The sequence below is a fragment of the Lutimonas sp. genome (assembly GCF_051011215.1).
Classification (GTDB): Bacteria; Bacteroidota; Bacteroidia; order Flavobacteriales; family Flavobacteriaceae; genus Lutimonas.
The window spans coordinates 18,252-30,070 of sequence record NZ_JBPCUJ010000040.1 but is presented as its reverse complement, the minus strand read 5'-3'; the positions used below and the strand labels follow the sequence as shown (position 1 = coordinate 30,070).

At 38.8% G+C, this 11,819-nt stretch carries 8 protein-coding genes; 5 read left to right on the top strand and 3 right to left on the bottom strand.

The genetic code is table 11. The features are described 5' to 3' along the window. Window positions 1-40: 40 nt before the first annotated feature. Window positions 41-1,522: a Na+/H+ antiporter NhaC family protein gene (locus ACR2MV_RS04365; protein ID WP_434020681.1), complete on the top strand. Its 1,482-nt coding sequence runs from the start codon at window positions 41-43 to the stop codon at window positions 1,520-1,522. Between the two features lie 74 nt (window positions 1,523-1,596). Then, window positions 1,597-2,478: a GTPase Era gene (gene era, locus ACR2MV_RS04360; RefSeq protein WP_434020680.1), complete on the top strand. Its 882-nt coding sequence runs from the start codon at window positions 1,597-1,599 to the stop codon at window positions 2,476-2,478. A gap of 1 nt (window position 2,479) precedes the next feature. Here era and ACR2MV_RS04355 read toward each other — a convergent pair whose 3' ends face one another. Beyond that, the gene (locus tag ACR2MV_RS04355) at window positions 2,480-3,832 is read right to left on the bottom strand and encodes a UDP-N-acetylmuramate--L-alanine ligase (protein WP_434020679.1); all 1,353 of its coding nucleotides are present in this window, start codon (window positions 3,830-3,832) and stop codon (window positions 2,480-2,482) included. Window positions 3,833-3,934: 102 nt separating this feature from the next. Beyond that, window positions 3,935-4,816: a dimethylarginine dimethylaminohydrolase family protein gene (locus ACR2MV_RS04350; protein WP_434020678.1), complete on the bottom strand. Its 882-nt coding sequence runs from the start codon at window positions 4,814-4,816 to the stop codon at window positions 3,935-3,937. Window positions 4,817-4,939: 123 nt separating this feature from the next. Here ACR2MV_RS04350 and ACR2MV_RS04345 point away from each other — a divergent pair, with 123 nt between their 5' ends. Continuing rightward, a complete protein-coding gene (locus ACR2MV_RS04345; RefSeq protein WP_434020677.1) occupies window positions 4,940-6,028 on the top strand; it encodes an aromatic ring-hydroxylating oxygenase subunit alpha in 1,089 nt (362 codons plus the stop codon). 3 nt (window positions 6,029-6,031) lie between these two features. On the opposite strand, the gene dnaE is transcribed toward ACR2MV_RS04345, so the two are convergent. Beyond that, the gene (dnaE, locus tag ACR2MV_RS04340) at window positions 6,032-10,351 is read right to left on the bottom strand and encodes a DNA polymerase III subunit alpha (protein ID WP_434020676.1); all 4,320 of its coding nucleotides are present in this window, start codon (window positions 10,349-10,351) and stop codon (window positions 6,032-6,034) included. A gap of 265 nt (window positions 10,352-10,616) precedes the next feature. Between dnaE and ACR2MV_RS04335 the strand changes: the two genes are divergently transcribed. Together ACR2MV_RS04335 and rimM are read left to right on the top strand one after the other, a co-directional pair. Next, window positions 10,617-11,204, top strand: coding sequence for a 30S ribosomal protein S16 (locus ACR2MV_RS04335; protein ID WP_434020675.1), 588 nt, complete (start codon window positions 10,617-10,619; stop codon window positions 11,202-11,204). Between the two features lie 86 nt (window positions 11,205-11,290). Beyond that, on the top strand, window positions 11,291-11,818 hold the full coding sequence (gene rimM, locus ACR2MV_RS04330) for a ribosome maturation factor RimM (RefSeq protein ID WP_434020674.1): 528 nt from the start codon (window positions 11,291-11,293) through the stop codon (window positions 11,816-11,818). Window position 11,819 lies beyond the last annotated feature (1 nt).

The following is an 11,819-nucleotide window of genomic DNA, read 5'->3' as shown; positions in this document are numbered from 1 at the left end:
ATCATAGTTTTCCTATATTTACCCAAAACTCTTTTTAGATATGAACGACTACGGTTTCTTATCCGTTCTTCCCCCGGTAATTGCCATTGTTTTAGCCCTTAGAACCAAACAAGTATATGTTGCTTTGGTTTTTGGTATTTGGTTCTCATGGCTCATCATGAGCGATTGGAATTTTTTAGATGGCACTTTAGCAACCATCGAAGGAATGGTCAATGTTTTTAAATCTGAAGGCAATACTAGAACCATCATGTTTAGCGCACTTGTAGGCGCCTTGTTATTGTTCATTCAATATTCAAGAGGGGTGGAAGGATTTGTAAACCAATTAAACAAGTTAATTCAGTATTTCGAAAAGAAGCACACAGGATATAGCAGGGTCATCATTCAGCTTTTAGCCATGCTAACCGGGGTGGTTCTTTTTGTAGAAACCAGTATAAGTTCCCTCACGGTCGGAACGCTGTACAGACCTGTTTTTGACAAATTAAAAATTCCCAGAGAAAAACTGGCATACATAGCGGATTCGAGTTCTGCACCTACTTCTATTCTGATCCCATTCAATGCTTGGGGTGCCTTTATTATGGGGCTATTGCTTACACAGGATATTGATAAACCCTTTAGTGTGATGCTATCTTCTATCGCTTATAATTTTTACCCAATATTAGCCCTGATTATTCTTTTCACCGTAATTGTAAGTAAAAAAGATCTCGGTCCGATGAAGAAAGCCGAAAAGCGAACTCAAACTACGGGCCTATTAATGGATGAGGGATCAAAACCCATGATTTCAGAAGTTATAACATCCTATGCGCCTAAAGAAGGCATTAAGGCAAAATCCTATAATATGGTCATCCCTTTATTGACCATGGTCCTCATGATGCCAATCAATCTGGCTTACACAGGATGGTCTGAGGTGGAGAATTCCAGTTCATTCTGGAACCATGTGTCTCAGGCAATTGGAAATGGTTCGGGATCATCTTCTGTATTATATGCAGTAATAACGTCGATTATGGTTGCCATGGTTTTATACAGGGCACAAGGCATCATGAAGTTAAAGGAAATGGTGGATCTGATTTTAAAAGGAATCAGTGAATTAATGCCCCTGGCACTTTTAATGTTATTGGCTTTTGCCATTGGAGATGCCTGCAACCAACTAGGTACCGGCCAATACGTGGCCAATTGGTCCAAGGAATGGCTTTCACCAGAATTTTTACCTGCCATCGTTTTTGTCATCAGTTCATTCATTGCTTTTTCTACCGGCACCTCCTGGGGTACGTTTGCTATTATGCTGGCAATATCTATTCCTATGGCGAATATCCACGGGGCTGAACTAACCCTTATTATAGCTGCGACCTTAGGTGGCGGTATCTTTGGAGATCACTGCTCACCCATTTCTGACACCTCGATCATTTCGTCCATGGCATCAGCAAGTGACCATATTGATCATGTAAGAACGCAACTCCCTTATGCTCTCTTAGGGGGCATTATCACAACCATTCTCTATTTGATACTCGGTTTTACAATGGTGTAAGTTTTCATAATTTCTTAATTCTATCTTCGATACAAATAAAACCTCCTACCTTTGCAACTCAATTCAATGTAAAGATGAAACACAAGGCAGGATTTGTAAATATCATAGGAAACCCAAATGTGGGTAAATCGACCCTTATGAATGTGTTGATAGGAGAGAAATTATCTATCATTACTTCTAAGGCGCAAACCACCAGACATCGAATTTTAGGTATCGTAAACGAAGAGAACTATCAAGTTGTTTTCTCAGATACCCCGGGCATTATTAAACCTGCTTATGAGCTGCAGGAATCGATGATGGATTTTGTAAAAACAGCCTTTGAAGATGCAGACATTATCATCTATATGGTAGAAACCGGAGAAAAAGATTTAAAAAACGAAGCATTCTTTACTAAAATCAAGCAGGTGAAAATCCCCGTTTTACTTTTATTGAATAAAATAGATCGATCTTCACAGGAATTACTTGAACAGCAAGTGGCATACTGGAAAGAAACCGTTCCTAATGCAGAAATTCACCCTATCTCTGCCCTGGAGAATTTTAATATTCCAACAGTGATGAACAGGATTGTTGAATTACTTCCGGAATCTCCACCTTTCTATCCTAAAGATCAGCTTACAGACAAACCCGAACGTTTTTTTGTGAATGAAACCATTCGGGAAAAAATCCTGATGCATTACAAAAAAGAAATTCCTTATGCCGTCGAAATTGAAACTGAAGAATTTAAGGAGGAAGGAAAATTAATTCGTATTCGATCTGTGATCATGGTGGAAAGAGATACTCAGAAAGGAATTATTATAGGTCATAAAGGTTCGGCTCTTAAGAGAGTAGGTATGGAAGCCAGAAAAGATCTTGAAAAGTTCTTTGGCAAAAAAATATTCCTTGACCTCTATGTAAAAGTCAACAAAAACTGGAGGAGTAATAACAACCAATTAAAAAGATTTGGCTACAAAGAATAGATCAGATCAATTGCTTTAATTCTTGAAAATCAAGTCCCCCATAATTCCCGGAACTCATTAGCAGAAGGGCTGTATCCTCTAATTTTTGCTGAAACAAATAATCTTTAAAAGCCTTTGGTTCCGTAAAAATGATAAGGTCGTCTCGCTTAAACGCTTCGGCAATCTGAGTTTCACTAACTTCCTTTAAACGTTTGATCTGAACAGCATGAGGAGAATAGAATACAACGGCCTCATCAGCGCCTTCGAGACTACCCTCATATTCCTTTAAAAAATCTTCATTCAAGCTGCTATAGGTATGCAGCTCTAAGCAAGCCAATAATTTTCGGTTAGGATACTGCTCGCGTACGGCCTTTGTAGTTGCCTGAACTTTTGACGGTGAATGGGCAAAATCTTTATAAATAACTGTTTTATCATTTTCAACGATCTTCTCAAGTCTTTTGCTTGCCCCTGTAAAATCAGCAATCGCTTCATAAAATTCTTCTTCACCAATACCCAAATGAAAACAAATAGCGCGTGCTCCTTCTAAGTTTTGCAAATTATGTTTTCCAAAAACCTCCAATGGAATTTCCCCTTCAGCGGTATCCAGAATCGTTGTGCCATTCTCAATAGTATAAGCCGGTGTTTTATAGCTATACTTTTTAATTTGATTTGAAGTTTCCTCCACCACTCTTTTTACAACCTCATCTTCTTCATTATACACCATCATCCCTCCTTTTACCATGGTATTCACAAACTGACTGAACTGTTCCACATAATTTTCAAACGTCGGAAAAACATTGATATGATCCCATGCTATACCACTTAACAGTGCAATGTTAGCCTTGTACAAATGAAACTTCGGTCTCAGGTCTATGGGAGAAGAAAGGTATTCGTCTCCTTCGAGAATAATTACTTCATTCTCATCGGTTAAATGCACCATTCTGTCAAAACCATCTAACTGAGCCCCAACCATAAAATCAACCTCAACACTGTGATACTTCAAAACGTGTAATATCATCGATGTAATGGTCGTTTTTCCATGAGAACCTCCTATGACAACTCTTGTCTTATTCTTGGCATGCTCATATAAGAACTCCGGGTAAGAATAAATAGTAATGCCTAACTCCTGAGCTTTGATCAATTCAGGGTTATCTGCTTTTGCATGCATGCCTAATATAATCGCATCGATGCCTTCATGTATTTTTTCGGGGAACCAGCCCATCGCTTCAGGCAACAAGCCTTTCGCTTTCAATCGCGACTTTGAAGGTTCAAAAATAGCATCATCACTACCGGTAATGGTATCTCCTTTTGCCTGAAGCGCCAATGCCAAATTATGCATAGCACTGCCTCCAATTGATATAAAATGTATGTTCATTTGATGAAATTATAGGGGTAAAAATACAAATTTAATACGGTTGAATTCGCTATTATCCTTTAAATTCAAACAGTCTTTTTTACCGAAATTTTAAGTAAGACGTTAAGTTGTCATTCGTTGGAAAGGACGGGTCAAACATGTTGGGCCCCCTCCTCCCATAACACTAATATGCTTTCCTTTATATGTTTTTACCTTACACCCTTTTTCGATCAGTCTTTTTTTAGTGACAGGATTGCCATCCACCATGATACATTTTTCGGGAGAGATAGCCAACACATTGCATCCCATAGATTCGAATTCTTCATCTGGTACTTCCACAAACTCAAACCCTCTATCCAACAATTCGTTTCTAAAAGAAATTGGCATCAGGGGAGAATAAACCACCGCAAGTTTCGGAGCCACCGGACTAAAAATAGACATCAAATGAAACACATCATTCACCCCTTTATAATGCGGCAATGGCACTACCATTACTTCAACACCTTTAGGTTCTAAAAGGGCTTTTAGCTGATCTATGCCTTCCTTGTTTGTTCTGTAAGTATGTCCTACCGCCAACGTGTTTTGATCGAGCCAGGCCACATCTCCTCCTTCCAGTGTTCCAGGACTACTTATTTCTCCAAAAACCGGTATCTCATTTTGTTTAAAAAACTCCTTTTGAACCCGAGGTTCTAAAAGACGTTGCTCCTTGCCCATATTGCAAATAATCATCCCAAAATCTGTAGCAATTGAGGCATCCCGACAATAGACCGAATCCAAACTTAATGAAGCATCTTCTGATAATCGCAATAAGTCTGCACCTTCTTCCTCCAAAAGTGATTCTAATACCTCATACTCTTTTACAGCGGCTTTCAAATCAGGTACATCCAGGTAGTTTAGTGCCTTCCACTGTTTCGATATAAATTCCTGCGATATAAACGCGGAGGCAACCGGCTTAATCATTACCGATTTAATTTTTAAACAATCTGAGTGGCTTGTTATTTTCATAGTTTTATTTCAGGGAGTTAAAATATAAAATTGAAACCCAATGAGCAACAAATGTGGCGGCTTGTTTATATCGCATTTTATTTATTAATTTAGACCTTTCCAGATCTTTAATGCCAAGTAGCTATGAATCATAAATTTATTGTGGATTCCGATATCACAAAAGCAAATACCCTTCCATCATCATTTTACAAAAGTGATGCGACTTTTGAACAGATCAAAGAAAAAATATTTCTACACTCCTGGCATTTTGCAGGGGATGAAGCGTTGGTTCAATTGCCAAAATCAGCCCATCCTTTTGTGCTGCTTGACAACTACCTTACAGAACCTTTGTTATTAACTAAAGACGAACATGATGGAATTCATTGCTTAAGCAATGTCTGCACTCATAGAGCGAATCTCGTTGTTCCGGGCAGTGGGAAATTTAAAAAGCTAACATGCATGTACCATGGCAGGCGATTTGATCTGTCCGGCAAATTTGAACACATGCCTGAATTTAAAGAAGCCCAAGATTTCCCTAGAGCCTGTGACGATTTACACAAATTCCCCTTACGTCAATGGGGACCCTTATTATTTGCAGGCTTGGAACCAACATTTGACTTTAAGGAAGTTCTCGACGTTATCAATGAAAGGATCGGGTTTTTACCGATAAATGACTTAAAACTGGACAGCTCATTATCCAAAGATTACCTTGTTCATGCCCACTGGGCCTTGTATTGTGACAATTACCTGGAAGGATTTCATGTTCCATTTGTACATGAAGATTTAAATAAGGTCTTGGATTACGGTAGTTATACCACAGAGATTTACAGGTACTGCAATCTTCAGATCGGGTATACAAATGATGCCACAGACACCTTCGATTTACCTGAAGGGCATATCGATTATGGAAAAAACGTAGCGGCCTACTATTTTTGGGTCTTCCCTAATCTAATGTTTAATTTTTATCCTTGGGGACTGTCGCTTAATATTGTTAAACCCATTGGAATTAACAGAACCAAAGTTTCTTTTATCAGCTATGTCCTCTACCCGGAAAAATTAGAACACGGCGCCGGTCAGGCACTGGACAAAGTAGAACGGGAAGACGAGTTTGTTGTTGAAAATGTTCACAAGGGAATACAATCCTCTTTTTATAAGGCAGGCCGGTTTTCTCCGAAAAGAGAAAAAGGAGTACATCACTTTCACAGACTCCTTGCTGAATTTATGAATCAATAGGATTTAATTCAACTTAAAGCTCCATTCCTTTTCATTCAATTCATCAATTAACTCTTTGGTGATATTAATTTTGGAATTTCTACTGGGCATATTCAACTTTAACTTTTCTTTCCTGTCGATGATCATAAAATTAAGATGCTGACTTCCCGGATGATTTTTAAACACCTGATCAAGAACCTCAACAGTAGTTTCATCAATTTTCTCAATCGGTAAATTTAAGGTGATCTTCTTCGCCATCTTACCGAGTACATCCTGCAGTTGCTGGATTGCTGTAATCACCACACGAACATCTCCGTTTTGCCAGGCCCTCCTCATGACGGTTTTGAGGAATAAGAATGTATTGGGAATCAAATAATGTCTGAACTTTAAATAATCCTCATTAAAAAGTCTGAATTCATAAGCATCGCTGTAATCTTCAAATGTAAACATGCCCCAGGGTTTTCCATTTTTGCTCACTCGATGCTGCACATCAGTTATGATTCCTGCAAAAGACAATTCCATACCTTCAAGCTGATTTATATTTTGAAGACTGTCTACTTTTGCATTGCAGAAATATTGAATCTCAGTTTTAAAATCGTCCAATGGGTGGCCCGAAATATAAATACCGATCATCTCTTTTTCCTTAGACAATTTCTCCATCACATTCCAGGGCTCACAAGGAGGAATAATGGGCTCGTCAAATTGAACTTCCGATGCTTCACCAAATAAAGACACCTGTGCAGAATTCTTACTTTCCTGAAATTTATTTCCAAATCGAATTGCTTTTTCAATAAATGTCAGTCCTTTCTCATCCAACGCAAAATACTGCGACCTGTTGGCTGTTTGAAACGAGTCAAAACCGCCTGCCAGCACCATGCCATCAAAGGCCTTTTTATTGGCAGCTCTTAAATCCACGCGTTTGGTTACATCAAATATCGATCTGAAATTTCCGTTTTCTTTACGCTCGTTGACAAAGGCTTTCACAGCACCTTGCCCAACACCTCTGATTGCTCCCATTCCAAATCTAATCGCACCCTGTTTATTCACAGAAAATTTATAATAGGATTCATTGACATCAGGTCCGAGCACCTCAATTCCTGATCTTTTGCACTCTTCCATAAAAAACGAAACCTGCTTGATATCATTCATATTGTTACTCAATACCGAAGCCATATACTCTGCAGGATAATGCGCTTTTAAATACGCCGTCTGATAGGCAATAAAAGCATAACAGGTAGAATGGGATTTGTTAAAAGCATAGGCGGCGAATGCCTCCCAGTCTTTCCAGATTTTCTCCAAAGTTTCCTCCGGATGATTGTTCTTTTTACCACCTTCAATAAACAAAGGCTTTAATTTTTCCAGCAAGGCAAAGATCTTTTTTCCCATGGCCTTTCTCAGCATATCTGCCTGACCTTTCGTAAAATCAGCCAATTTTTGAGACAAGAGCATCACCTGCTCCTGATACACTGTAATACCATATGTTTCTTTCAGGTACCCTTCCATATCAGGAAGGTCATATTCTATTTCTTCCCTGCCGTGTTTTCGATCAATAAATGATGGTATATATTCCATCGGTCCTGGTCGGTACAAGGCATTCATGGCAATCAAATCGGCAAATTCTGTCGGCTTTAACGACTTCATATGCTTTTGCATCCCAGGAGATTCATACTGAAATATACCTATGGTTTCTCCTCTTTGAAACAATTCATATGTTTTTATATCGTCTAGAGGGAATTCATCCGGAACCAAGTCTACACCATGCAATGCTTTTACAATTTTTACAGTATCCTTGATCAGGGTAAGGGTTTTCAATCCCAGGAAGTCCATTTTCAACAAACCAGCATCTTCCACAACCCCATTGTCAAACTGAGTCACGTACATGTCTGTCCCTTTGGCTGTAGCCACTGGAATCAGATTGGTAATATCTTCAGGCGTAATAATCACTCCACAGGCATGTGTTCCGGTATTCCTTACAGATCCTTCAAGCATTAAAGCCTGATTAATGGTCTCTGCCTCCATCCCATTACCTTCTGCCATGCTTTTGAGTTCGTCCACATTCGCTTTCTCCTCGCTTCGAAGTCCTTTGACTTTGGAAATACTCTTGGCATCTGTACCAAAAATATTATTCAGTTTAAGACCCGGTATGAGTTTAGCAATGCGGTCCGCATCGGGCAACGGCAGGTCTAGCACTCTTGCCGTATCTCTAATGGAGGATTTGGCCGCCATAGTACCATACGTAATTATCTGCGCCACCTGATTCGAACCGTACTTATCGATCACATAATCAATAACACTTTGTCTCCCTTCATCGTCAAAATCAATATCGATATCAGGAAGAGACACCCTGTCTGGATTTAAAAAACGCTCAAATAGCAAATCGTACTTTATAGGGTCTATATTGGTAATCGCTAAACAATATGCCACGGCAGAACCTGCTGCCGAACCCCTTCCGGGCCCTACAGACACTCCCATCTTTCTGGCTTCATTGATAAAATCTTCAACAATTAAAAAATACCCCGGGTAGCCGGTTTTTTCAATAATCATCAACTCGAAATCAAGCCTTTCTTTAATATCATCTGTAATTTCCGGATACCGTTCTTTTGCTCCCTCATAGGTCAAATGCCTTAAATAGGCATTTTCCCCTCTTTTTCCACCGTCTTCTTCGTCCAGTTTATCATAAAACTGTTCGGGCATATCAAACTTGGGCAGCAATACATCTCTGGCCAAATCGAATACCTCAACCTTGTCGATGACTTCTTGAATATTGATAATGGACTCAGGAACATGTCGGAATAATTCCTTCATTTCATCCTGTCCCTTAAAAAAATACTCATCATTCGGCAATCCATACCTAAATCCCCGTCCTCTCCCCTTGGGAGTGGCAATTTTCTCACCATCTTTTACGCAAAGTAAAATATCATGGGCTACAGAATCTGTTTTTTTCAGATAGAAGGTATTATTGGTGGCGATTAGTTTTACATCGTGCTTTTGGGCAAAACCTATGACGATATCATTGATGTGTTTCTCATTCTCCTGCTGATGATCACTTAATTCAAGGTAAAAGTCACTGCCAAAGGTTTGCTTCCACCAAAGCAGGGCTTCCTCAGCCTGATGCTCTCCAATATTAAGTATTTTATTAGGTATTTCACCATTGACGCCACCACTCAATACAATAACATCTTCCTTGTACTTCTCAATGAGCTTTTTATCAATTCTTGGAACATAATAAAAGCCATCAATAAAAGCGGCTGATGCCAGTTTAGCCAAATTGTGGTACCCATTTTTATTCTTTGCCAATAAAACAACCTGATAACCATTATCCTTAACAGATTTATCAAGATGATTTTCGCATACGTTGAATTCACAGCCAACGATCGGTGTGATCGGGTTTTCCGCTTCTTTGTTGTGCTTTAATACCTCCTTCACAAAAACAAAGGCTCCCATCATATTTCCCGTATCGGTCAGGGCAATAGCCGGCATCTTATTTTCAATAGCGGATTTTACCAGTCCTGCAACACTGGAGGTTGATTGTAAAATAGAATATTGAGAATGGTTATGCAGGTGGGCAAATGAGGCATTCTCAAAGGCTTCCTTCACCTCAGTACTCATGGTTGGACCCGAGACGGCTGAGGCTTTATTCTTATTCTTTATCTTATCACTTTCCTTTTTTAAATTGAGGTGTTTTAATCCGGCAGGTTCAAACGCTTGGGGATTATTCGTTGTAAAATCAACAAAATATGAACTGTCTACCTGTAATTCTTCATAGGTGTAATTTCCATTTCGAATTAATTCAAGAAAACAACGAGTCGTTGCCTCCACATCAGCCGTGGCATTATGTGCTTCCCCAAAGGGCTGATTGAACAACTTTTCATGCAATTCGGTAAGTGTAGGCAATTTAAACTTGCCATAACGCCCTCCGGGTATTTCACATAAGAGCGCTGTCTTCTCCGTACAGGTGTCCAGAACTGGTAATTCATTTAAGGAAGAAGAAAGCTGAGCTCTGTGAAATTCAGCACCCATAATATTCAAATCAAAATTCAAATTTTGACCAACCACAAATTTGGTTTGTGAGAGGGCCTCATTAAATAAATTCAGTACCTCAGTAAGAGGTTTTCCCTGATCAATGGCCAGCTCTGTTGAAATTCCATGAATCTGTTCCGCATCATAAGGAACCTTATAATTTTCGGGAATGATCAGATAATCTTCATGAGAGATCATTTTTCCCATTGCATCGTGCAACTGCCAGGCAATCTGAACACATCTCGGCCAGTTATCCACATCGGTTATGGGCGCATTCCAGTTCTTAGGTAAACCTGTAGTTTCAGTGTCAAAAATCAAATACATGCGGCAATCTGTTTTGTGAAGATATCAAAGGCTAAAAGTAAGTATTTAGTCCATGCTATGAATCCTTGAAACAGGTATTTTTATCAACAATACCCATCAAATGTTAATAGCTTTATTTTTTAGCAGAGGCCCTGAGTAAGAGCATAATAATAATCTTATTTTTTATCGTGCATTCAATAATATTTACTATTTTTGCGCCCTACTTCGAGAAAGTAGCATTAATATATTAATAACTTAGGTCGAGAACCTAAAAATTTAAAAAAGTATGTCAGTAAAAATTAGACTACAAAGACACGGTAGAAAAGGAAAACCATTTTATTGGATCGTAGCAGCAGACTCACGTTCAAAAAGAGATGGTAGATCTTTGGAAAAATTAGGAACTTACAATCCAAACACAAATCCGGCAACCATCGATTTAGATGTGGACGGAGCTGTAAAATGGCTTCAGAATGGTGCACAACCAACTGATACGGCCAGAGCAATTCTTTCTTATAAAGGAGCTCTTTTGAAAAACCACCTGGTAGGAGGTGTTAAAAAAGGTGCCTTAACAGAGGAACAAGCTGAATCTAAATACCAAGCTTGGTTAGAAGAAAAGGCGTCAAAAGTTTCTGCAAAAGAAGGGAAACTTGCCAAGGCTGAAGAAGATGCAAAAACAGCTATTTTAGAAGCTGAGAAAGCAGTGAATGCAAATCGTAAAGCAGCAGCTGAAGAAGCTGAGAACGAAGCAATCAAAGCAGAAGCGGATGCAAAAGCAGCAGCTGAGGCGGCAGCGAAAGCAGAAGAAGCAGTGGAAGATGATACTCCTCAAACTATTGATGAGGCAGCTGAACAAGCAAAAGAAGAAGAAAAATAAAAATTTTTCAACGTTTACAAAAAAACCTGATATGAATGTATCAGGTTTTTTTATTTTACATTTGTTTGATTTGAATTTCCTAAGAAATGAAAAAAGAGGATTGTTTTTATCTCGGTAAAATTGCGAAGAAGTACAGTTTTAAAGGTGAAGTAGTATTGAAATTAGATACTGATGAACCGGAAATATATGAAAACCTGGAAGCCATCCTGATAGATTTTGGCAATAACATGGTGCCTTATTTTATTGAAAAAAGTTTATTTCAAAAAGGAAACCAGCTCCGCATTCAATTCGAAGAAGTTTATTCCGAACAGGAGGCTGATAAGATCTTAAAAAAAGACGCTTATTTACCTTTAAACTTGTTGCCTAAATTAGAAGGGGATCAGTTCTATTACCACGAAATTACAGGCTTTATACTTGAAGACGTCCATTTCGGCACTATTGGAACAATTGATTCAATCAATGATTCATCCTCCCAACCCCTGTTTGTTATTAAGACCGATTCCGATGACATCCTCATCCCTATGGTAGACGATTTTATAGAAAAAATCGATCGAAAAAACAAAAAGGTGATTGTAAAAACACCTGAAGGATTAATAGATATGAACCGAGAATAAC